The following is a 23,181-nucleotide window of genomic DNA, read 5'->3' as shown; positions in this document are numbered from 1 at the left end:
GATGGGTTCGGTCGTCGCGGTCATCTGCCCCCTCTGGAACCCGGATGGGCTCCAGAGGGGGCTCGGGTTCCGCTCGGCATGCCTGCTTCCCGGCAACGACCGGTCAGTGTGCCGGATGGTGCGAGGAGGGGGATCGACGCGATCGGGGCGGAGCGGGCTCCGTTTCCTCGTCGAGGTCGGCCGGATGCTCGCCGTTGATGGGTTTGTGAGACGACGCTCGACGACGAGACCGCCTCGGCGACGGTTCGGGGGCCGGCGGCCGGCTCGGGTCGGACCAGTGGGAGAGCAGCTCGGCCCGGATCGTCCGCAGCAGGGCCTGAGCGCCGGCGGGAAGCTCGAACGGGTCGCCGTCGAGGGCCTGGGCGAGCCGTTCGCCGATGTGGAAGCCGAGCATCCGGTAGGCTTCGAACTTGTCGGCGGCGTAGAACTGGTCGGTCGTCGGATCGTTCGGAAACTCGGGATGTTCGGCCCAGAAGCTGAGCAGCTCGGTCCCCTCGTCCAGGGTGAACGACGGCTTGACCAGAATGAGCCATCCGGTCATCGGCTCGGAATCGTCTGATGAGTCGTCTGGAGGGTAGAGGATCTCGGCCACGGCGAAATGCGAGTGGGCGTAGTGTCGGATCGTTCCCTCTGTGCTGGCCAGTTGCACCGATCGGTCGGGGACGAGGCAGCGAATCCCCTCGGGATCGGGGGTGATCGGATCATCGTCGAGCCCTCGGATCACGATTCCGTGCTCGGTTCGGACCCGCCGAACGACCTCCATGAACTGGCCAAACAGGCAGAACGGGTCGCTGGAAACGTCCGAGGCGATGATCAGGCGGCATCGTCGCAACAGCAATTGTTCCATCCCGAGATTCTCGACATAACCGCCATCAGCCACAAAGCAATGGTACCGCAGGTCGGGCTTCGAGAAGGTGTCCATCAGCAAGCGAAGAGGCGACGCCGGAAGCCGCTCAGACAGGTGATGTAGCGGCAGCGGCAACCCCCGATAGCCGGGATTCGGCACCCACTGGCCGAGCCTCATGTTGGTCAACAGCAGCAAGACGGCGACGAGCGGGTTGTTCGGGTACGACGGGCTTAGCGCCGCTCCCGAGATGGCCATCGCATTGGCCAGGTCGAACCGGCCTCCCTGATAGTCCTCGGTGGCGGCGAACCCCGTCCGGAGCGATCCGCAGAAGCGAGGGGAAAAGATGAACGTATCTTCCGGAGACTTCGCCCGGGTCTGGTCGCTGCGAAGCTGGCTATACGTCGCGCCGAAGATCGGGTAGGGGGCCCCTTTGTTCGTCGATTCGATCCGCACGAGAGGAATCGTCGAGCCTTCGCCGGGGTGCTTTCGAATCCACATCGACGCCAGCTCATCGCGGTAGTAGCCGTGCATTGAGGTGGCATTGAGGTTCACGAGCAACGCCGAAACGAGAAAGAGCCCCAGCGCCCAGACAAACCACGAGAGCCTCATGCGCTGGTCGGCCGGCTGCACGTTGTAGGCGAAAATCGTGTTCCGATCTTTCATGAGGTCGGCATACACCGTCTGGAGCAATCCTCGATTCAACGAGGTCAGCTCGGCGTCGAGGGTCCGAAGGTCCGGCGGAAGCTGGGCGATCATCGCGTTGATCGTGTCCGTCGCGTTGGTCACAAGGCCCGAGGCCCCCGCCTCGGCCCCTTCCCGACGCCGCACGGTCTTGGCGCTCTCGCTGTCGAGCAAGGTCCGCAGCGCCGATTCCCGAGCCTTCCGGCCCGGAATCCCCTGGTTCGCATCGCTCGACACCACCTGGATGAGCCGCGATCGCAACGCGGTCCAGTCCGTGTAGCTGTCTTCCAGTTGTTCCGCCTGTGCCATTGCCTGAAGGTCTGCACCTTCGTCTCGAAGGGTTTCCAGGGTCTGGGCAAACGGGGTGGCCAGGGTCGTGGCCGCCGGAGACGACGGGGCGATCAGCAGTTCCAGTTCCGAGGCCCGATCAGGGTCGCGCACCGTGATTACCTTCAACGACGGAGCATCCTGAAACAGCCCCGGATCGCGAAGCACCTCATGGTTCAAGAGGCGGCAGACCTCCTCGCCCAGCAATCGCGAGGCGACCCGATAGCTGTGATGATCGGTCAGGGCGTTGCGCGACTCGACCGGCAGGCCGATGAGCAAGAGCCAGCGTTTGGGAAACGACAGCTCGCGCACCAGGCGGGCGTTCTCTTCCTCGCAGTGCACGGCCACTTCCAGCAGCGTCGCCGGCCAGGCCAGTTTCCCCGCCCGGCGGTCGCGGTCGATCACCGCCAGATGTTGAGGACCGAGCAAGGTCTGAAGCTCCTCCCGATCAATCGGCCTGCTGGCCGTCTGCCAGAGCCGACGGCTCAACTGGCGACGCGAGTCGATGGGCGGCGACGACTCGCTCTCCTGCCTGGCCTCGGCCGCCTTTGCCTCGGCTTCGAGAGACCGCCAGGCCGTTCGCCAGTCCTTGAAATCCATCCAGATCAGGTCCGATTGCGCCGGAAGCCGGATATCGTGCAGGTAAGCAACGCGGTTGAGACGCGATTCGTTAAACTTCGACAGATTCTCACGTGCCATGAAGGCGAAAATCAGCAACGGAATGCCATACAGCAGCGCCCGGCTGGCGATGGCAAAGACCCAGCTTTCGGCCAGGTTCCTCGGATGGGTACCGCTCCGAATCAGTTCCCGAGGGCGTAGGTAGGGCAAGAGCAAGATCACCAGCAAGACCGGCAAGAGGTACTGGAGCCAGCCTTGCATCCGGTTGATTTCCTGCTCTGGCGGCTGAATGCCGAACAGGCTCCGCAGGTAGTTGATGTCGATGTCGCCGGTTCCCAGCAGGGCCGAGATCGCCAGCAGGAACGAGACGATCGTCAGCACCAGCAAGGGCCGAGCCGCGAGCCCGGTCACGCGCTCTCCCCGTCGCCAGTAGCCGATCGCCCAGACGAACAGCCAGCCGACAAACACCACGCACGCCGGAAACAAGGCGCGATGCACGTCACTCGGGAAGCCAAGCACATAAAGCCAGTCAACCATCAGGTAATCATCAAGCAATCGGAACAGAAACGCCGAGAGTGAGGCCACGCAGAGGACACCGCTGAACGTCACCGCCGTAATTAACACAATCCCGATCAGCCATCGGTTTAGGCCCGCCAAGGTCTCGTGACGCAGGTACCGCCCGCCTCGAATCATCTCCAGCACCTCGGGAGACTGCCTGCCCGTCGGGTCGGCCGCCAGCGCGAAGGTGCTCGACGCCGGAACCTCGGAAGACGACGGCTGGCCTGATTCGTGCTCGTGCTCATGATCGTGCTCGACCCCCGCCGATCGCCTCCGGCGGCCCCGGCCTCGGGACTGGTGCTCCGGGGCGGTCACGTTGGCGTTCAATGGAGCCGCCGACGGCGCAGTCCCGGCCCCCTCCCTCGGCGTCTCAACCTCCGTGCCTGGCCCCGGCAAGGCGTGGTGATCGGTGCCGTTGCCTTCCCAGTCGAGCCGAGTTTCCGGATGGGTCACCTCCGAGATCAGGCGGGCCGAGACGTACGACCCCCCGGAGACACTCGACAGCAGGTCGATCGACCGCATCAATCCGTGACGATAAAGTGCCTGCAAGAGCCCGAGGTTGAAGCTGGCCGATCGAATCCCCCCGCCCGAGAACGACAGGCCGACCAGGGTCCGGGAGACATCGTCCGAAGGGTCCTCGCCCCGGATCAAGCCGGCGGCTCGCCGACGGTTCAGCACCTCGGCCTGCTCCCGCCGGATCACCTCATCGAGTCCGAACGCTTGAGAATGGGAACGCATGATGATCGCTCCTGGTCGTCTCGTCTGGCAGGCCGCTCGAAGGAGGTCTCCCGGTGGCCTCGGCAGCGCGACGCACACGCCGGCGGGGCAGCGATCCGAGTCGTGATTCGGACCCACAAACACAAACGGCCCCGATCCGCGAACCGTCGCGGAGCAGGGCCGACATGGCGCAATCGGTGCGGATTCCCCGTCGCGAGGAATCAATCACACTCCTGAATTTTAGACCGTTGACTGCACCCTTGAAAGAGGATGCTTTGAAAAATCGTTCTCAGGCAGGCGACCGTGTTCCCGATCGCGCCACGGGGCGTCGTCGGGAAAGTCGTGTCTGGAAGGTCGCCGAATGGGCTCCCGGCGGGTAGAATGGAATTCCTAGAGAGTAATGAATCGAACCTTGCGATGCTCATTTTGCCGTTTGTTTCTGCCATGCAACGCTCCCGATCCTTCCACCTCCGGCCCGAGCTGCAACGGCTCGAACCGCGGGCCTTGTTGACGACGTTCACCCTGACGTCGCCCACACAAGGCGGCCTGCTGCCCGAAGGGGTTTCGCCGGTCGGCGGGGTCGTGATCGATCTGATCGGGACGAACGGGCGGCGCGTCGTCTCCCAGATCCGGGCCAGCGATCTGTTCGTCGGAAACTTTTCCCGGGGAGAACCGGCCGAGTTCCGCGGCAATCCGGGCACGATCGGCGTGCGATCCGGCTTCTCCCCGGCGGTGGTCGATGCCCTTGGCAGTTCCCTGGCCGAGCTGAGCGTTCGCCTGACCGTCGACGACGGCGACACCGGCCCCGGCGATTTCGACCGAGAAGACAACACCCTCCTGCTCAACGGTATTCCCGTCGGCCGGTTCGACCAGGTCACAACGGTCGAAACCAACTCCTTGGGAACGGTCATCCTTTCCAAAAACCTTGAAGGGGGATTCCGAAACGATCGGGTCGACACCGGCTTTTTCCACGTGACCGATCCCGAGGTTCTTCGCCTCGTCCTCGACACGATTCGGGACACCGGCCAGGTCGCCGTGCAACTCCTCGACGACGATCCGATCGACAATTACTTCGACTTCACGGTCGGGATCGACGCCGGCCTGATCGACGTCGACCTGCCCCCCGAACCCCAAAATCAGGCGCCCCGCATCACGTCGATTGAGTTCGAGGAACCGATCGTTGAGGGTCAGCCGGTTCGGGTGATCGTCGTCGCCTCAGATCCCGATGCGAACGATGCGCTCTCCTTCGCCTTCTCCCTGGAGGGAGACGGCCGGATCGAGCCGTCCGACGAGCCCGGCCAGGCCTGGCTGACCGTTCCCCAGGAGGGCGATGTTCGCCTCGCGGTGCGGGTCGAGGATGAGCTGGGAGCCTTCGACGAGGCCGATCGGTCCCTCGTTGTCCGCAACCGTGCCCCCTCGGTCACGCTCCCCGCAACCCAGGACACCATCGAAGGCCGCGAAACCATTCTCGCCGTCGGAGCGTTCGATGACCCGGGCGCCGAGGATCGCTGGGCGGTCGAGGTCGATTGGGGAGACGGTTCGGCCATCGAAGCGTTCGAGGTCGATCAGCCCGGCCTGTTGCCAAATCGGTCTCATCGCTACCTTCAGGATGGCGACTACACCATCACGGTTCGCCTGCACGATGGAACGGACCAGGCCGCCGCCTCGGCCCTGGTCCGGGTGCGCAACGCCCCTCCCGAGCTTCGCCAGGTCCGCGTTCCCGGCACCGTCACGCTGGGAGACGCGCTCACGATCACCGCCGAGATCGCCGATCCGGGGAGCCTCGACCCGCTCGCGGTCGCAATCGACTGGGGAATCGGCGAGCCTTCTCGGCTCGTCCTGCCTCCCGGCTCCACGTCGGTCGACGCCACGTATCATTATGATCGCATAGGGTCCTTCTTCGTCACGGTCTCGGTGGTCGATGATCGGGACGCGGCGGCCGTGCTGGCCGTGCCGGTGACGGTCGAGCCCCCCAAGCCTCCTTCGCTTCCCACCTTCCGATTCGATCCCGAGCCGGTGGCCGCCCCCCCCTCCGCCGCCCAGCAGCTGGCCGAGGCCCTGCTGCCGGCTCGCTCGGTCGAGCCGACGGTCGAGACCCTGCTCGGATCGCCGAGCGATCCCGGAGCCCCGGCCCCGGCGATTCCGCCGCCCGAGGCCGCTCCCATCGCGATTCTGATTGGCCAGGATGCTCCCGACCCGGCCCCGAGATCGTTCTCCCCGGCCGTGGGCGAGGCTCCCGTGCCGATCGCCTCGGCCGAGGAGCCTTCGCCCGCCCCTCCGCCTGCCGCTGCGGCTCCCGATTCGTCCGAGGTGGCCGCGGCCGAGGCCCAGGCCGATGCGGAACTCGGTTCCGAGGACATCGTTTCGGCTCCGGGATCCCCCTCCACCGTCGACGCCGTAGCCGATTCCGACGCGCCAACCGCTCCGTCGAGCGTCGTCCTTGCCAGTGCCGAGGGGGCCGATGCGGCGGCGGCCGATGCGGCCTCATCGACCGGGGCCGCCGAGGACTCTGACGCCGATTCGGGATCGAAGGCCATGCGGGCCACCGTGCTGATCGTGGCCGCCTTGACCGTGCGCCGGGGAGGAACTCGCATTCGCAAGTCGCTCAGGTCGGCCTCGGTTCGATCGGCCCGGTTCTGAGCATCGTCGGCCCGAGGATTCTGACCTGTTGACTCTCAAGACCCCTTGAATTGATGGTCCCGTGCGGCCACACTTCCCCCGGCCCTTCTCCGGCCGCGGCGGCCCCGAGTCGCTTTCCTTGAGCGGCCTTTTATTTGATTCGTGGAACCCAGGGAATCATGACCAGTTCCCCGCCTCCCGAGGATCAGACGACTCCGCCATCGTCGGCGACTCCCGAGGACGGGGTCACTCAGGAATTGCTTCTCTTCGGCAACGAGGAGATCCTGAGAGGGTCCGACAATGCCACGCTCGTGGCCTTTGCCGCCCTCGCCTTTCAGGACCTCCGCGGCGGCGAAGGGGTCGCGCAGCATGCCGGAAGCGTCTTCCTGCTGTTCAGTGTGCTCTGCTGCGCCCTGGTTCACTTCGCGCTCGGGAACGCCTATATTCACCGGGCCCGGAGCTTGCTCCGGCCTGGCGGTCCTCGCCGTCGCCGTCGGCAGCGACGATCGGGAGAGGCCCGAACCGTCAGTCTCGGGATCGTCTGGCTCGCCGTGCTGACTCAAATGACCTGCATCGCGCTCGGCCTCTTGCTCATCTTGCCGAAGCAACCGCCCGCGTTGCTGGTCCGCTATTTGCTCCCTTGGTTTTCGTAACACTCTGATCCGGCCCTGATCCCCGAGTTGGTCGAGGATGGCCGCGTCCACGGAAGGCGATCTCGGAGGCATCTTCCATCAACAGGGGATTCCGATGTGCCGATCCTGCGTCGTGGTGGCGGTTGCGGTGCTGACGTTGGGGAGGGGGCTGGAGGTCGGGGCGAAGGCTCAGGCACCCTTCGGCCGGGGCAGCGCGACCAGCGTGCTGGCCGATCAGCTCGTGGCCGAGTCCGAGCGGTTTCTCTGGGAGGTCCGCGACGAGCTGGCGGGCACCCGCCAGGGACGCAACCTCGAAATCCGCGGCAATGCCCTGTTCGGGGCCGCCCAAAGCTACCAGCAGGAGGTCCGCCAGCGCCACGCCGATGAGGACCGTCGGCTCCGGGCCCTCGACGCTGTCGAACGCTCGCTGGCCGAGGTCCAGCGCGAGCTGAATCGTCCTCCCGGCACCGCGCCGAGGGCCCTCGACTCGGCCCGCCGGATGGATCGGATCGTCTCTCAGCTGCGCCAGGAGTCGCAGGGCTCGGGCCGCCCTCCGATCGGCCGACCCCCCGGCCGCCCGCCGATTCCTCCTCCCCCCGGCCGCCCACCGACGGTTCCCCCCTCGGCTCCCGGATACGACTGGCGCCGCGTGGCCGAGGTCTCTGAGCAAACTCTGGCCAGCATCCAGGTCCTTCAAAACCGGATCGACCGAGAGGTCGGCCAGTTCCCCCCCTACGATGGAGTTCTTCGAGATCTCGATGGCATGGCTTCCGGCCTCGCTCGCGTGAACGATCTGGCGCGTCGGCAGCTCCTGGTTTCGCAGCTCGGCCCCATCCTTCAGCCGATTCGCAACCAGGCCCGCCGCACCGGAGCCGTGCTTCAAGGGGCCCGACCCCCTCGCGGGATCGCCCGATCCTGGAACGACGTCGAGCGCGGGATCGACGAGCTCAGCCGGTTGCTCGGCCTGGGCGGTGATTTCATCATCGACCCGAATCAGCCGGTCCTCATCGATCCCCCCGGCTACGATCAGCTTCCCTGGCCCGGGTTTCCCGGCCTCGGCGGCGGCGGGGGAGTGCTTCCCCCCACCGCCCAGGCGGTCCCCTTGATCGACGAGGCGATCCGAGAAGTGGATGTCTATCTTCTCGGCATTCGTCCCAACCTTTCGGTCATCCCCGAAGGTCCTCGCTTCCACCGCGACGCGCAAGAGCTGCGCAACGCCCTGATCGGGCTCCGCCAGGGGCTTTCGGCCGGCGGCTGGAACCCCTCGGTCGGACGCCAGCAGGCCGAGGCCGAGGCGATTGTGCAGCGCCTGGTCGATCGAACCCTCCGCGTCGGCCGGGGGCAGATCGGCCCCAACAACGCGCGGCTCCTTCGCATCCGAGACCTCATCAACGAGGCCCGCAACGTGGTGTCCGGTTCGGCTCCGTATCCGTCTCCGTACTGACGAAGTTGACACGACCCGAAACGCGTTCAGAGGATCACCTTTCCATGCTTTCGATCGTCCCGACGCTCCTCCTGGCGCTGGCGGTTCCCACGACCCCTGTTCAGGAAGACGCTCCGCCGGCTCCCGGCGCCAACGACCCGAAACTGATCGCGGCCTACGAACGGCTCGTCGAATACCTCGCCGGGCTGGAGGCGTTCGACCTGACCGTGCGGCTCGACTGGAAGGTCGAAGGGCCTCGCGACGACGACCAGGCCGGCACCAACCTCTACCGGCTCCAGGTGCAGCGCCCCGGCCACTTCCGGATTGAGGTCCGCCCCGGCGACCGTCCCGAGCCGAGCTTGATCGTCGTCGGCGACGGCCAGACCGCCACCACCTTCTACACCGCCAGGGCCCTCTACTCGCAGGCCGAACAGCTCAACGACCCCGCCGCGGCCCTGGAACGGAACCCGATCGTCGCCATCAGCATCAGCGGATCGCTCATTGACACCCTCATGCGTCCCGACCTCGTCGATCTCGTCCAGTCTCACGCGACCGACGGCGCCTTCCTCGGGACCGAGGAGGTCGAGGGCCAGACGCTCGATCGCTACTCCTTGAGTTGGCGAGGGGACGAGGAGGAACTCTGGATCGGACCCGACGCCGAGCCTTTGCCCCGGAAGCTCGTCCGCATCCTCACCGTCCCCTCGGGAGAAGACCGCGCCGACCGGCTCATCACCACCGCCACCTTCGACTGGACCCTCGGCGGGCCGATCCCCGACGAGGCATTCGCCCTGGAATTGCCCGACGATGCAAAGGAGGTCGAGGACATCTACTCCGCCCTCGCCAACGGCGCAACCGGCACCCTGATCGGTGGCCCTGCCCCCGAGCTCGACCTCAACCGCCTCGACGGGAGCAAGACGAACCTGGCCTTCCACGCCAATCGCGATGTCGTCGTCCTCTGCTTCTGGGCGAGCTGGGCCAATCCTTGCCTCGACCTGCTCCCTCGCCTTTCGACCGCTTTGAAACCGTACCGTGAGCGCGGGGTTGTCTGCGACGCCATCAATGTCGGCGAGGAGCCCGACGAGATCCGCCGCACCCTCGACGCCCTGGAACTCGATCTGGCCGTTCCCCTCGACCCCGACGGCCGAGCCACCGACGCCTACGGCGTGACCTCGATCCCGACCCTCGTCCTCATCGCCAGGGACGGCACCGTTCAGGCCGTCCACCTCGGCACCGGCGACGCCGTGCTCGACACGCTCACCACCCAGCTCGACACCCTGCTCGACGGCCGCCCCATCGCCCCCGCTCCCGCCCCTGCCCCCTGACGCCGCTCCCGTTCCCGTCTTTCGGGGAAACGCCTGCCTCCCTCAAGGCGTTTCCCCGACCCGTGACCTCCTCCCGATGCCTCGGCAACTCGATTGCTTCTCGGTTTCGAGCCGCCGGAGGCGCCGTGCGCCTGCGACGCAGTGGCCACCGACCGACCGCGAGACCGCCGCCCTTCCCCTTCTCCTCACTCCCCGCTTTCCTGACCCTCCCCGTCGAGAATCCGCCTTCCTCAATCGGTTTTTGTGACTGCCCCTCCCCCTTCTCACGATTCTCTTGTTATGGCGTCCTTCCCCGATCCTCGGCTCGTCGTCTGAGATGGCTGAACCCCGTCATTCCCCCAAATTGATTCAGTGCTTGGTTGGTTGTTATTGGTCCTCGCCTTTCCCACCCTGACCGCTCTCCACACCGAAGAAAGTCTCGAAACAAACGTCCTGAATTTCCCGATGCTCCTGTCATGAAAGACGTTCCGTTCTTCCCCTTCAGCGCACCGACTGGCGCACCCGAGGCGCACCGCCCCGCGCACCCGACCGCACCGCGCGGCCCGATGGGACCTCGGCCGTCCCCCTTCGAGAAACGATTCCTTCCAGTTCCTTCCCCGGCTCGATTCGCCTCCGCCTCTCCTGCGTCCTCCTTCTCGAAACGAACCCAGACAGCCCCCCCTCGCTCTCGGTGTCATTTGCTGCAACTAATTGTTGTGTATTGGGTTGCGGTATTCTCTTTGGGGTGTTCCGAGGCCGGCACGGTGGCGCACCCGAAGGCGCACCGCCCGGCGCACCCGAGGGCGCACCCTCCTCGCCCTTGCCGTCCGAGTCCGGGGCGCCGGCCCAAGAAACCGACGAGGTCCGTTGCCGAAACGAAATCCGGCTCATGGCTTCAACTGTTAAATCCAAAAAGAGGTTACGTCGATCCTCCCTCCCCTGTCCGAGGCGCACCCAGGAGCGCACCGGCGCGCGCACCGACCCGAGCCGCCGGGCTCGACGACGCTCGGGCCGTCCCGGTGAGGCTCGACGAGGTCGTTGTCGAACGCCGCGCCGAGCGATAGGGTAATTCCCACTCCGGGCCGGGTCGCCCACGACCCCGTGATCCCATCCGCCTCGCTTCGCCTCGCTTTGCTCCGCTCTCGATCCGACCCCATTCCAGGACCGTTCTCTCGACTCCAGGACTGCGCACCCATGTTGATCCTCACGCTCGCCGCCGGCCTCGCCGTGCTCGCCGCTGCCCCTCCCCAGACCGAAGCCCCGGCCGATGGATCGCTCACGATCCGCCGCATCTTCGGACCGGAAATCGAGACCGGCCCTTACAAGCATCCCGCCTGCATGGACGAGCTGGCCAATGGCGACCTGTACCTCGTCTACTACGGCGGCGCGGGCGAGTACGCGACGGATACGGCCGTCTACGGATCTCGCCTGGCCAAAGGGACCGACGCCTGGACCTTCCCCGAGGTCATCGCCAAGGACCCCCTCCGATCGGCCGGCAACGGCGTGATCTGGCAGGCTCCCGACGGCCTCGTCTGGCTCTTTTACGTTGTCCGGTTCGGCGACACCTGGTCCAGCTCCCGCATCCAGTTCAAGGTGTCCCGAGACGGCGCACAGACCTGGTCCGACGCCTCAATCCTCGCCACCGAGGCCGGCATGATGGTCCGCAACCGGCCGATCGTTCTCGACGACGGCTCGTACCTCTTGCCCGCCTACTTCGAGACGGGCGAGGACACCGAATCGGTCGGCCCCGACACCTGCTCGGTCTTCTACCGCTTCGACCCGGCCGACCCCTTCGCCGGCTGGCAGGAGCTGGGCCGCATCCGGTCGGCCCGCGGGAACCTGCAACCCGCCCCCGTGCAACTGCCCGACGGCCGGATCGTCGCCTACTGCCGACGCGGCGGCGACTACGGACCCACCACCGACGGCTACATCATCCGCGCCGAGTCGGACGACCGTGGCCAGACCTGGACCGAAGGGCTGAACTCCGCCTTCCCGAACCCCAACGCCGCCGTCGACCTGTTGAAGCTTCAGAGCGGCAACCTCTTGCTCGTCTACAATGACAGCATGACCCGCCGCACCCCACTGGCCGTCGCCCTCTCGACCGACCACGACGCCTCATACCCCCACCGCCGCATCCTGGCCGATGGCGACCGCGACTACGGCTACCCGATCGCCTTCCAGGCCCGCGACGGTCGCATCCACGTCGTCTTCACCTCCGACCGCCGCTCCGTCGTCAATCACGCCATCTTTGATGAATCCTGGGTTCTCGGTCAGGAGCAATGACCTCCATGAAGCGTCCCTCAGCGTCTCTTGCCGAACGGTTCCGACCCCCTCTCCCCGCGGGCGGGGAGAGGGCCGGGGAGAGGGGTCCTCGCGTTTGGAGCCAACACCGACGCATCGTCCCAGCCCCCCGACTATAACTCCGGAACGTGGGTGAAAACCGTTCCTATCGCTGGATGAACCACGAAGGCCCGGTCCCTCTTGCTCTTTGACAATCCGCCCCATTTCGTCACCGTGCGCGATTCCCCGAAGCCCCCGCGAGGGGGATCGGCCTCAATCTCGCCCCGCTTCCCGGGGGCCCGCGGGTCGGGCGGGGCTCCCCGGGCGGAGTCGGAAATCCCCCCCTTCGGGATCGACGAAGCCGGGATCGACGCCCGATCGGCCTCCTTCTTCCGGCAGATCGAGCCTCGGACTCTGTTCCGGAGCATCGAGGCAGTACCAGACGTTCCGGGCCAGTGTGAAGGTCTCGGGCGCTGTGTTTGGACCGATGTTGATGGGTGAGACCATTTCGTCCGATCGGTACGCGACGATATTGTCAACAAATTGCCCATTGCGGCTTGGGACGAAGTTCGGCCCCACGGTCTCTTGCAGGATCCGCAGGCCGAACCGACCCGGCCGGTAGAAGACGCAGTGCCGGACGGTCGCTCCATCGACCCCAACGAACGCCACACCCGCCTGACCGCCGATCACGACGCAGTCCTCGACCAGCAGGTCTTTCGCCTCGTACCCCGGATCGAGCGGCCGGAAGAACGGCGTTCCGGTGCTGCCGCCGAGGTTCAGGGCGCGGTCGCCCGCCTGCTCGAATCGGCATCGCTTGACCGCGACTCGGGCGGTCCCTCCCTTGCCTTGCACCCCGTTTCCCCCTCGACCACCTCCGTCCCGGAAGACGCAGCCGACGATCTCGCCGTCGTGGCATCCGACCATGTCGATGCCCGACCCGCCCGACCCCCAGCGCTCGATGGTGCAATCTTCGACCCGGAACGCATCGACGCCCGAGAGCTTGATTCCGTCTCGATTTCCGTCAGGCCTCACGTCTCGCACGACCAATCGACGCAAGACGATATGATGCGCCGATCCCTCGGCCGATCCGCCGTCGTCGATGTTCAGGCCGTTGCCGGTCGCCCCTTCAAGCACCAGATCCCGCAGTTCCACATGGGCCGGGCCGCTCAGTTGAAACGCGGAGCCGCCCCCCCGGATCACCGGAGGCCGATCGGGGTCGGCCGCCGTGATGACGATCGGCCTTCCCGGCTCACCGATCAGGTCGCGCACGAAGGTCCCCCCCTCGTACACCCCTGGCTCCAGGGCGATCGTCATCCCCGGCCGTGCCGATCCCAGAACCCTGCGCAGGTCTCCGACATCGGCGACGGTAACCCGCTGGCCTTCTGTCACCTGCTCTGGAAGGCTCGTTCCGACCATTGTCACCGTCACCGAAAGCAGCGTTATTATGGCAATCATTCATGTTCTCCGATCAGGATGTTCGTATTTCCGGCTCCGATGGCTCCGCATCGCTCGTCCAGTCCTCGGCACTTCATCCGGGGATCCTGGCGAAGTTTCCCAGATTCCGCCTGACCAGGGTCGCATCCCTGGCCATTGCGATGGGCGTTTGCCCCAAACGCTGGAACTCGATGGCGGCAGCCTCATCTTGGGCCGACATGGTGTGCTCCCCAATCCGATGGAGCGTTTCATCGGTCTCACACCTCATGATCCGTTTCCCCTGCCGCGGCGGCAAGGGCGGCGGCGAGGACGCGGCCGGTGGGGGTGTCGGCCTGGGCGATCGTCTCGGGAGGACCCTCGGCGACGATCCGGCCGCCGGCGTCTCCGGCGCCGGGGCCGAGGTCGATGATCCAGTCGGCACAGAGCATCAGCTCGGGGTTGTGCTCGACGAGAATCAACGAATGCCCGAGATCCGCCAGCGTGTTCAGGCAATCAATCAACGTCAGGACATCCGAGGGATGCAGGCCCGTTGTCGGCTCATCAAGCAGCAAGAGAGACGACGGCAGGGCCGACCGCGTCGCGGCCGAAGCGGCCGAGGTCGGGAGGTACGACGCCAGCTTCAGGCGCTGGGCCTCACCGCCGGAGAGGGTCGAGGCCGGCTGGCCGAGGCGGAGGTAATCGAGCCCGACACCCATCAACGGTCGCAGTTTTGCCTGGACCTTGGGCCGGTTCTTGAAGAAGGCGAACGCCTCGCGAACGGTCAGATCGAGCACCTCGGCGATCGACTTCCCCCGGTAGGTGACCTCCAGCGTCTCCGACCGGAACCGGGTGCCGTGGCATTCGGGACAGCGGACCATGACATCGGAGAGAAACTGCATGTCGATGATCTGGTAGCCGTTCCCCTCGCACGCCTCGCACCGCCCGCCGGCCACGTTGAAGCTGAATCGGCTGGGGCCGTAGTTGCGCAGCTTGGCCTCGTGCGTGGCGGCGAAGGTCTTGCGAATCTCGTCGAACGCCTTGACGTACGTCGCCGGGTTCGACCGGGCCGATCGGCCAATCGGGGATTGATCGACGAGGACCACATCGTCGATCGACCCGGTGCCGAGCAGTTCGCGGAATGGCTCACCCGGCTCATGCTCTCCCTTCAGGCGGCGGAGCAGGGCGGGGTAAAGCGTGCGGTCGACCAGCGTACTCTTGCCCGACCCGCTCACCCCCGTCACCACGCAGATCAGGCCGAGCGGAAACGAGATATCGAGATCCTTGAGATTGTTTCCAGTCGCCCCCTTAAGGGTCAGGGCTTTGTCCTTCGTCGGCTCCCGACGCCGAGCGGGTGGCACGACCCGGCGCCGGCGGGCGAGGAAGGCTCCGGTGGCCGACTCGGGGGCGGCGGCCAGGCCGTCGGGGGGGCCCTCGTAGAGGATGCGGCCTCCCATTGCCCCCGCTCCGGGGCCGACATCGACGATCCGGTCGGCGGATCGCATGATCGCTTCGTCATGTTCGACCACGACGACGGCATTCCCCCGGTCTCGGAGATCGAGCAGGGTCGAGACGAGCCGGTCGATGTCGCTCGGGTGCAGGCCGATCGACGGCTCATCGAGGACGTACAGGGTATTGACCAGTCCCGATCCCAGGGCCCTTGTGAGGGCAACCCGTCGCGTTTCTCCTCCGGAGAGGGTCCGCGCCTGGCGGTCGAGCGTCAGGTAATCGAGGCCGATGCGACCGAGGTAACCGAGCCTCGCCCGAACCGGTTCGATGGCGCGGCGGGCGATCGAGCCGGCCCCGGCTTTGGTCGAGGCGAAGGTGTCGATCACCGCTCGGGCCTCGCCAATTGGCAAGGCCGAGAGGCTCGCGATATCGAGCCCGGCCACCTTCACCGCCAATGCCTCGGGCCGAAGGCGAGCCCCGCCGCAATCAGGGCAGGAGCGGTAGCCGCGCCATCGACTGAGGAAGACGCGAATATGCATCTTGTACGTCTTCCGCTCCAGAGCATCGAAGAAGCGGCGGAGCCCGGCGAAGCCCAGCCGGGAAGCCCCCTCGACGATCAATCGGACCTGCTCCGGCTCCAGGAACTTGAACGGCCGATCCGTTGGGATGCCCAGCGTCGGAGCAACGCGCAGTAGGTTGTCCAGATGTTCCCGGTAGTTCGGCGTCGTCCAGGGAGCGATCGCCCCGTCCTCGATCGACTTCGAACGGTCGGGGACGATTCGGTCCAGGTCGAGGTCGATCACCCGGCCGAACCCCTGGCACGACGGACAGGCGCCGATCGGGCTGTTCGGGCGGAACAATCGGGGCTCGGGGGCCAGGTGATCGGTGCCGCAACCGGAACACCGCCAGCCGCGATAGAAGGTCCGAACGTGGTCCTCGGCGATCACCCGACAGCGCCCGAGGCCGCGATCGAAGGCGGTTTCGATCGAGTCTCCTCGACGTCCCGAGTCCTCTCGGCCCCGGACGAGACGATCGACGATGACATCGACTGAAGCCTCGCCGACCGGTTCGGGGATGGGGCTGTCCTCGATCGTCTCGACCCGATCGCCGACGCGGACACGGAGGAACCCATCCTCGCGCAGCAAGGCCGCCAGGGCGGCGCGGTCGGTGTCGGGCCGGATTTCCAGCGGGAAGCCGATCTGGTAGCGACTCCCGTCGGGCAGCTCCTCGATGGCGGCGACCACCGCTTCCGCGTCGGCCGGTCGGACCTCCAGCCCGCAATTCATGCAGAGGACCCGACCGAGCCTTGCATAAAGGATCGCCAGATAATCATGGATCTCAGTGACCGAGCCGACGGTACTTCGGCTCGATCGCCTTCCCTGCCGCTGGGAGACGGCAATGGCGGGGGGCAGCCCCTCGATCCGGTCGGCCTCGGGCGTGTCGAGCGTTTCCAGAAACTGCCGGGCGTAGGGGGAGAAGGTCTCAACGTAGCGCCGCTGGCCTTCCGCATAAATGGTGTCAAATGCGAGCGAACTTTTTCCCGATCCGCTGACGCCGGTGAAGACGATCAGCTCGTTGCGGGGCAGGTCGAGGTCCACCCCCTTGAGGTTGTGGACCCGGACGCCTCGCAGCCGCATGATGCGATCGGTTCGGGCGTCGGAGGGAACGAGCGGGGGAGTCATCGATCCTCCGACGCGAAAGGTCGCTTTCGAACGGTTCTGGTCCGGTCCGGGTCACCCTTGCGGGCCGCCAAGGCCGGGAAGGTTCAGGCCGGGGGGCAGGCCACCGCCGGGGGGGAAACCGCCGGGGCCGAACGAGGGAGGGGGCGCGGCGGCGTCGGCGGCGTCGGGCTCGCCGGCGGCCTTGAGGAAGGCGTCACGATCGAGGGCGATCTTGCGGAAGTCGTCACCGGGGACGACGTAGTACCAGTTGGCGAACTGGCGGTTCAGCTCGGCGACCGTTTCCTGGCTTTCCTTGATGCGTTGGTCGCGGGCCTGCTGCTTGCGTTCGGCCTCGGCGGCAAGTTTCGCCTCGGCCTCGATGCGGGCGGGGTCGTCGGGGGCTCGGGCAAAGACGTCGTCGGGAAGGGTGCCGGTCGTGTCGGCATCGTCCTCCTCGGCGAGGTAGGTTTCATCGAAGGCGACGGAGACGATGAGGTAGCGCCCTTCGGTTTGACCGGATTCCGAAGATTCGTCATCGGTGGATGCGTCGGCGGATTCGTCCTCGGCCGAGGCGTCCTGATCTTCGCCAACGCCGGCGGTGAGCTCGTCGCCGGTGGCGAGGGTGATCTCGCCGAAGCGGAGGGTGGTGACGATCCCTTCGTCGTTGGCCACCGTCAGGCTCCCCTCGTTCGAGAGGAGGTCGCCTTGCTGGGTCGGGTAGAACCCCTTGCTCACGAGCGATCGGAGGATGGCGTTGCGGGCCGAGGGCAAGGGACGAACGCCGACGATCTTCAAGGCATCGACCGCCTGGATCAGGTCGCCGACCTTGCTGGAGTCAACCTCCTGGTCGGGGCCAAGGCCCTCGATGGTCCACTCGTTCGCGTCGTTGCGGGCGATGACGAGCGGGTCGCCGGGTCGAACGACGAACGCGCCGTCGGCGGTGCGTTCGTCGGGGTTGACCTTGCGGGTGTCGTAGGAGATCAGGCGGGTCTGCGGGGCGGAGGCATCAAGCAAATCGGTGTCGATCCAATCAGCGAACCGGGTGGTGAGGTCGAGATCGACGGCGGCCGAATATACCCGGTTCTTGCCGGGGATGCGGACGTAGCGGAGCCCTTCGCGGTCGGGGATGGGGCGGCCGAGGATGAGGTCGGCCAGGGCCTCGCCTCCGGGAGCGCCGCGGAGGGTGATCCGCGTGCCTCGGCCCTTGAGGCTGGTGATTTTCTCATCCATCGGGTCGATGACGCCGAGTTCTTCGTGATCGCTGGCGCGGTCGGATCGAATGGCCTCCTTGGTCAGGTCGGCCACCTGAGCGGCGAGGCGGGCCATGCGGTCCTGGGCGTCGGCGGGGTAGTCGTGGTGCGAGGGAATCGTCCACTCGCCGTCGCGGAACTCGACCTGGAAGGGACGGACCTCGGCGGTGTCCTCGTCGTAGGAGACGACCTCCAGCACCTTGGCGGCGAGTGGGTCGGCGTCGACCGCTTCGGCAAAGGCGGGGAAGAAGGCTTCCCCCTGATCGTCGAATCCGGCCCCCGGGCTTCGCCAGTCGGGCAGCCAGGTGGCCAGCGAGGCGGCGGCCAGCGTCACCAGGGCGACACCGGCGAATGCGAGCGTCTTGGCGGTTTCGTTCATGGTGGTGGCTCTTTATGGGAGTAGGCGGTAGGCAGCGGGCAGTAGGCAGAGGGAAGTCAGAAGAAGACAGAAAGCAGTTTCCGATCTCCGGCGTCTTCCTGCCTGCTGCCTACCGCGTATTGCCGACTGCGATCATGCCAATCGGTTCGGGTTGGCGCCGCGGTTCTCGCGGCGGGAACGGATGATGGCGACGGCGATGCCAAGGGCCAGCGCGGGCAGGGCGGGGACGAGGGCGGCGGCCATGCGGACCTGGCCTCGGATGGCGCGGAGCTGCGTCTCCTTGGCGGAAATGCTGTCCTCGATCTTGCGGAGCTTGGCGTCCTCGATGTTCGCCTCGGCCACGTTCAGGCGGCGTTGCTCGACCTCGCGGACCTGGGCAAGCATGACCTGCTTGGTACGGTCGTCCAGCTCGGTGTTGGCATCGATCGCATCGATTTTCTCGTTCATCCGAGCGCGAGCGGCCTCAAGCTGATCGTCGGCCTCGTCTTCGGCCTCGCGCTCCTGGGCCAGGCGATCGGCCTCGAAGGCGCGGTCGGCGGCCTCAAGCCGCGTGAGGGTCCGATGGCGTCGGCGTTGCTTGCGCAGGTCGATGAATGAGTCATCACCCACCAGGGTGTCCACACAGTTGAGCACGAAGGCCACGTTGTCGAACTCCAGGTCCTCCGACCCAGCCTGGCGGAGCTGGAAGAAGGCGTCGGAAATCAGGTCGAGGTCCATGACGACGATCGCGTTGACGCTGCCCTCAGGCTCGTCACCTTCGCCTTCGCCTTCGCTCCGTCCTTTGCCTTCAAGGCGGGCGGCCAGGGTATAGGCGCGGTTCGTGGCCAGGCGGGTGGCGCGGTCGGGATCAATCCCCATGCCGAAGAAGCTGGGGCTGACCAGGCTGTCGAAGGGGGCGATCCCCCCCTCGTCGTTCGTCCGAAGCAACGGGGTGAAGTCGGTTTCGGCTCCGCTCCGGGGCAGAACGTAGCCGCCGAACAGGACGATCAGCTCTTGCAAGCCTGAGGCGATCGGCTCGTCCGGGTTGAAGGCGTCGGCCGCGCCGCTGGAGGGCGTGATGAACACGTACTCGGGGGGCAGCTCCGTGAATCTCGGGTGCGGGTTGTACGGGTTCCAGACGATCTCGGTCTGCGGCCAGTCGATGCCGAGGCGATCGAGAAGGGGGGTCAGATCCCCCTTCGGCTCGGGCGGCTGGCCGCCGCCGAACATGCCTCCGGGCTGCTCCTTCGGCTGTGTGGGGGCGAGGGACATCTGCGGCGAGCGGTCGAACTGGGGCAGAGGGTCCATGAACAACAGGGTCGGCCCGCCCGATTCGACGTAGGAGACGAGGTTGGCGACCTGCGGCTCGGTCAGGCTCGACGGCTGCGGGACGAGCAGGGCGTCGAGGTCGGTCGGGATCGGTGCATCGGCCGGAACGCTGGTTACCTCGTACTGCTTCCGAAGCTCGGTGACGACCTGCCACTCGCGGTTCGAGGCCATCGAGCGGAAATCGAAGCTGCCGAGCAGGCCGGCGTCGGTGTCGAGGATGCCGACCTTTTTGCGGTCGGCCCCGGCCACCGTGCGGATCGACCGCGTCAGCTCGTACTCGACCGGCAGGCCGCGGTCGAAGAAGGGGATGACCACCTGTTCGGGGCCACTGGTGAAGGCGACTCCCATGAGGATCTCATCAAACCCTTGCCTCGCAGCGCTGATGGTGATGACGCGGCGGGGGACGATGCCGTACTGTTGCTCGGCGCGTCGGGCTTCCTCGCCGTAGCGTTCGGTCTCGATCAGGTTCAGCTGGATCTTGCTGCCGCCGATCGCGGCGAACTCCTTGAGCAAACCAATCAGGTTCTGCTTGGCCTCGACGTAGTCTCGGGGCACCTCGGGGCTGAAAAAGGCCTCGATGAAGACGGGGCGATCGCTCGGGATCTCGCGGAGCAACTGGCGCGATTCGCGCGAAAGGGTGTTGAGCCGTTCGGCGCTGAGGTCGGGCCGCCAGCCGGCTCGGGCGACGAGGGTTTGAAGGCTCAAGACCACGACCACCACCGAGACGATACGGACCAACGCGTGTCCCCACAGCCCCGCGCTGCGCTCACCACCGGCCCAGTGACGACGGCCGACGAGGGCGACGTTCACATAAAGCATTGCCGCGGCAAGGCCGACGAAGTAGAGCACGCCCGAGAAGGGCACGACGCCCCGGCCGAACTCGCGGAACTGCGACGGGGCCGAGGCCGACTCGATCACCCGGGCCGCTCCCGCTCCCGAGAGCCCGCCGAGCAGGTCGGCAAACACCGGCACGGCGCAGAAAAGCGCCCCCAGGATGAAGGCCACCGTCACATTGCCCGAGAGCAACGACGCGACCATCCCGACCGCCAGAAGCATCCCTCCCATCAGCCAGTAGCCGACGAAGGTGGCGAGCAGGACTCCCAGGTCCGGCCGACCGAGCCAGGCGAGCACGACCGTCAGCCCAAAGGCCAGAAAGCCGAGCGCGGCGGTGTAAATGCCGAGCGCGGCGAGGTACTTGCCGAGCACGACCTCCAGGTCTCGGGCCGGAAGGGTGAGCAGGAGCTCCTCGGTTCCTTGCCGCCGCTCGTCGGCCCAGACGCTCATGGTGATCGCCGGGATAAACAGCAGGAGCAAGTACGGCATCAGCTCGTTCAGCTGGCCGAGGGTTGCCAGGTTGTTGGCGAAGAAGGCCTCGGGCCAGAAGGCAGCCACCGAGCTTGTGACAATGAACAGGACGATGAACACATAGCCGGCCACGTTGGTGAAGTAGCGGGCCAGGTCGCGCCGGCAGACGGCTCCCACCACGAACGGCCGAGGCAAGGCCAGGGCACTGGCCCCCGCCGGCCGCTCGGGGGCGGTCGTCCGGGTTGATTCGTTCTGGATCGTCGTCACCGTTGCGGTCCCTTTTGAATCAAGATTGCAGGATTGTGTCCGTGGGATTGTCTGGTTCAGACCAACGTCGGGGTGGCTGGGCTCATCGAGACCTCTGCCACCCCCACTGCCAGGAATCGATTGGTGGTTGAGTCCGAGCCGGTTTGGCCATTTCGAGGGCCTCTGAGAATCGGGCTCAGGCGGGAGAGGCGGTGAGCTGGTAGAACTTCTCCTCCAGCGAGGCCACTCCGGCCCGCATTTCGGCTGGAGCGCCGTCGAAGACGAGGCGGCCGTCGTGGATGAACAGGACGCGGTCGGCGACCGGCTCGACTTCCTGGAGGATGTGGGTCGAGACGAGGATTGTCTTCGATCGGCCGAGGTCTCGGATCAACTGGCGGACCCCCTTGATCTGGTTCGGGTCGAGGCCGGAGGTCGGCTCGTCGAGGATCAAGACGTCTGGGTCGTGCAGGATCGCCTGGGCCATCGAGACGCGCTGGCGGTAGCCTTTGGAGAGCTTGGCGATCGGCTTGTAGGCGACCGTCGACAGGGAACAAAGCCCGACGACCGTCTCGATCCGATCCTTCAGGGCCGACGAGCCCATGCCTCGGGCCCGGCCGAAGAATTCGAGGATCGCCATGGGGGTCATGTCGGGGTAAAGCGGTCCGTTCTCGGGCAGGTAGCCGAGCCGCTCGGCGGCTGTGATCCGGTCCTGCTGCACGTCGATCCCGGCGATGAATGCCTGGCCGTGCGTTGGGGCGATGAAGCCGGTCAGGAGCCGCATCGTCGTCGTCTTGCCTGCGCCGTTGGGGCCGAGGAAGGCGACGACCTGTCCGCTCGGAACCTGGAAGCTCACGTCGCGGATCGCCAGGAACGAACCGAACTGCTTGGTGAGGCCTCGGGCCTCGATCATCACGGGCGTGGTCATGATGCCAGAGCCATCCTTCACGCGACGCCACGGGGTGGGTCAGTCTCGGTGTGGACGCTCCGACGCGACGAGGCTCGCGTCCGGTGCCGGGACGGCCGCGAAACGGGGTGATCGCGGTCGATTCCCGGCCGTCACGGAGATGTCCCTTCGCCTCGATTCGCGCCGGTGTGGGGTGGTCTATCTTAGTGCGATGCCGCGGGGCCCGCAACGGTGCCGGGGGGGCTCCCCTCCCGCTTCCGAAGGCCGCTCCGGGTCACCTCGGCCCGACCGTTGGGGAGCCGTCGCGGCCGCACGGAGCATTCTACGCCCGGCGGGCATCCTTCGGGAAGGGGTCCAGGCCGGCCCGGAGCGGGCGGCCGCGCCGCCGTTTCCGGAGGGGACTCCGCACCCAATCACCTTTGATTGATCCGATCTCGTGGCCGGTGATCATCCCTTGAGCCGCCTGCCGAGCATCACCAGCACAGGAACAATTCCTCTGGTTCAACGCCGTACTGCAACCCCATGGAATGGGCCGTTGCCTCGAGCTTGCGCAGCGCATCGTGGCGGATCTGACGCACACGCTCGCCACTCAAATTGATCTTCTTTGATGCTTCCTTGTCTGTCATTTCCTTGAGATAACACAGGCGAACGACCTTCTTTTCGTTCGCGTTGAGCTTCGAGAGCCTGATGAGCGTTTCCAGGATGTCTCTATCGACGAGTCGTTTCTCGTGCGTCTGGGCGTGTTCCCCCGCGATCGAGTCGTTGATCGATGAGGGATCAAGGGGCACTTCCCTGGAATGCCTCGGTTTCCGGCCGAGATTGATCTTCTCGAAATGACAGGCGGCTTTGATGTAAGTGATCAATTCCTTGTGCGTCGAACATTTCTCCGAGAGGTCGTTCTGGAGATGCTTCGTGACGATCTCCTGGGCGATGTCCGCGGTCGTCGCCGCGTCGAGGCGGTAACGGGTGCTGAGGAATTTCTTGGCCGTGTGGTGGACGATCGAGGCATACAGCCCGGGGTCCTGGATCTTGAACAGCTGCGCGTCCCCGGGATACGACGCTTCGAGCCTGCCGAGGATGGAGTCGTCCAGCCCCGGCTCGCCGTAGTCGTATCCCCTCCGATCGTCGGCAGAGACGAGGAAGGGGGAGGCCACCGGGACGAGAAGCAGGATCCAGAGGGCCAGCGCCGGCCGCTTGAACTGAATTCCAACCATCGGGGCACCTCGCAATTCTCAATGGGATCGGGCGGGACCGGGTGGGCAAGGA

Annotated in this window: 12 protein-coding genes; 5 read left to right on the top strand and 7 right to left on the bottom strand. The window is 66.2% G+C overall.

Features of this window, described 5'->3' with window-relative positions:
* Positions 1 to 103 precede the first annotated feature (103 nt).
* Entirely contained in the window at positions 104 to 3,769 is a 3,666-nt protein-coding gene (locus GA615_RS16790; protein ID WP_152052470.1) for a hypothetical protein, read from the bottom strand.
* A 396-nt stretch (positions 3,770 to 4,165) separates the two neighbouring features.
* On the opposite strand from GA615_RS16790, the gene GA615_RS16785 reads away from it, so the two are divergent.
* The 5 genes from GA615_RS16785 (at position 4,166) to GA615_RS16765 (ending at position 12,006) form a co-directional block, all read left to right on the top strand.
* On the top strand, positions 4,166 to 6,388 hold the full coding sequence (locus tag GA615_RS16785; RefSeq protein WP_152052469.1) for a PKD domain-containing protein: 2,223 nt from the start codon (positions 4,166 to 4,168) through the stop codon (positions 6,386 to 6,388).
* A gap of 158 nt (positions 6,389 to 6,546) precedes the next feature.
* Positions 6,547 to 7,020 (top strand): hypothetical protein, encoded by a 474-nt coding sequence (locus tag GA615_RS16780; RefSeq protein WP_152052468.1) that lies wholly within the window; start codon positions 6,547 to 6,549, stop codon positions 7,018 to 7,020.
* Positions 7,021 to 7,057: 37 nt separating this feature from the next.
* Positions 7,058 to 8,443 carry a hypothetical protein gene (locus tag GA615_RS27550; RefSeq protein WP_161602387.1) on the top strand — a complete coding sequence of 462 codons (1,386 nt, stop codon included), beginning with the start codon at positions 7,058 to 7,060 and terminating at the stop codon, positions 8,441 to 8,443.
* Between the two features lie 44 nt (positions 8,444 to 8,487).
* On the top strand, positions 8,488 to 9,744 hold the full coding sequence (locus GA615_RS16770) for a DUF2092 domain-containing protein (RefSeq protein WP_152052466.1): 1,257 nt from the start codon (positions 8,488 to 8,490) through the stop codon (positions 9,742 to 9,744).
* 1,173 nt (positions 9,745 to 10,917) lie between these two features.
* On the top strand, positions 10,918 to 12,006 hold the full coding sequence (locus GA615_RS16765; protein WP_152052465.1) for a sialidase family protein: 1,089 nt from the start codon (positions 10,918 to 10,920) through the stop codon (positions 12,004 to 12,006).
* A 270-nt stretch (positions 12,007 to 12,276) separates the two neighbouring features.
* Here the strand turns inward: GA615_RS16765 and GA615_RS16760 are convergent, their stop codons facing one another.
* The 6 genes from GA615_RS16760 to GA615_RS16735 all read right to left on the bottom strand — a co-directional run bounded on the left by GA615_RS16760 (position 12,277) and on the right by GA615_RS16735 (position 23,129).
* Entirely contained in the window at positions 12,277 to 13,458 is a 1,182-nt protein-coding gene (locus tag GA615_RS16760; protein ID WP_235905517.1) for a right-handed parallel beta-helix repeat-containing protein, read from the bottom strand.
* A gap of 236 nt (positions 13,459 to 13,694) precedes the next feature.
* Positions 13,695 to 16,544 (bottom strand): excinuclease ABC subunit UvrA, encoded by a 2,850-nt coding sequence (gene uvrA / locus GA615_RS16755; protein WP_201750212.1) that lies wholly within the window; start codon positions 16,542 to 16,544, stop codon positions 13,695 to 13,697.
* 51 nt (positions 16,545 to 16,595) lie between these two features.
* Complete coding sequence (locus tag GA615_RS16750) at positions 16,596 to 18,152, bottom strand: DUF4340 domain-containing protein (RefSeq protein ID WP_152052463.1); 1,557 nt, start codon at positions 18,150 to 18,152, stop codon at positions 16,596 to 16,598.
* Between the two features lie 132 nt (positions 18,153 to 18,284).
* Complete coding sequence (locus GA615_RS16745) at positions 18,285 to 21,032, bottom strand: Gldg family protein (RefSeq protein WP_152052462.1); 2,748 nt, start codon at positions 21,030 to 21,032, stop codon at positions 18,285 to 18,287.
* Positions 21,033 to 21,207: 175 nt separating this feature from the next.
* Positions 21,208 to 21,936 (bottom strand): ABC transporter ATP-binding protein, encoded by a 729-nt coding sequence (locus GA615_RS16740; RefSeq protein ID WP_152052461.1) that lies wholly within the window; start codon positions 21,934 to 21,936, stop codon positions 21,208 to 21,210.
* Between the two features lie 452 nt (positions 21,937 to 22,388).
* On the bottom strand, positions 22,389 to 23,129 hold the full coding sequence (locus GA615_RS16735; protein ID WP_152052460.1) for a sigma-70 family RNA polymerase sigma factor: 741 nt from the start codon (positions 23,127 to 23,129) through the stop codon (positions 22,389 to 22,391).
* Positions 23,130 to 23,181: the final 52 nt, after the last annotated feature.

The sequence above is a fragment of the Tautonia marina genome (genome assembly GCF_009177065.1).
Taxonomy (GTDB): Bacteria; Planctomycetota; Planctomycetia; order Isosphaerales; family Isosphaeraceae; genus Tautonia; species Tautonia marina.
Note: the sequence above shows the minus strand (reverse complement) of the source record. Positions and strands in the feature narration are given on the sequence as shown.

What these genes read in the sequence shown, in the direction of transcription:
- GA615_RS16750 (WP_152052463.1), bottom strand. Translation starts at nt 18,152, where the DNA reads ATGAACGAAACCGCCAAGACGCTCGCATTCGCCGGTGTCGCCCTGGTG.
- uvrA (WP_201750212.1), bottom strand. Translation starts at nt 16,544, where the DNA reads ATGACTCCCCCGCTCGTTCCCTCCGACGCCCGAACCGATCGCATCATG.
- GA615_RS16740 (WP_152052461.1), bottom strand. Translation starts at nt 21,936, where the DNA reads ATGACCACGCCCGTGATGATCGAGGCCCGAGGCCTCACCAAGCAGTTC.
- GA615_RS16790 (WP_152052470.1), bottom strand. Translation starts at nt 3,769, where the DNA reads ATGCGTTCCCATTCTCAAGCGTTCGGACTCGATGAGGTGATCCGGCGG.
- GA615_RS16785 (WP_152052469.1), top strand. Translation starts at nt 4,166, where the DNA reads ATGCTCATTTTGCCGTTTGTTTCTGCCATGCAACGCTCCCGATCCTTC.
- GA615_RS27550 (WP_161602387.1), top strand. Translation starts at nt 7,058, where the DNA reads ATGGCCGCGTCCACGGAAGGCGATCTCGGAGGCATCTTCCATCAACAG.
- GA615_RS16760 (WP_235905517.1), bottom strand. Translation starts at nt 13,458, where the DNA reads ATGATTGCCATAATAACGCTGCTTTCGGTGACGGTGACAATGGTCGGA.
- GA615_RS16765 (WP_152052465.1), top strand. Translation starts at nt 10,918, where the DNA reads ATGTTGATCCTCACGCTCGCCGCCGGCCTCGCCGTGCTCGCCGCTGCC.
- GA615_RS16770 (WP_152052466.1), top strand. Translation starts at nt 8,488, where the DNA reads ATGCTTTCGATCGTCCCGACGCTCCTCCTGGCGCTGGCGGTTCCCACG.
- GA615_RS16735 (WP_152052460.1), bottom strand. Translation starts at nt 23,129, where the DNA reads ATGGTTGGAATTCAGTTCAAGCGGCCGGCGCTGGCCCTCTGGATCCTG.
- GA615_RS16780 (WP_152052468.1), top strand. Translation starts at nt 6,547, where the DNA reads ATGACCAGTTCCCCGCCTCCCGAGGATCAGACGACTCCGCCATCGTCG.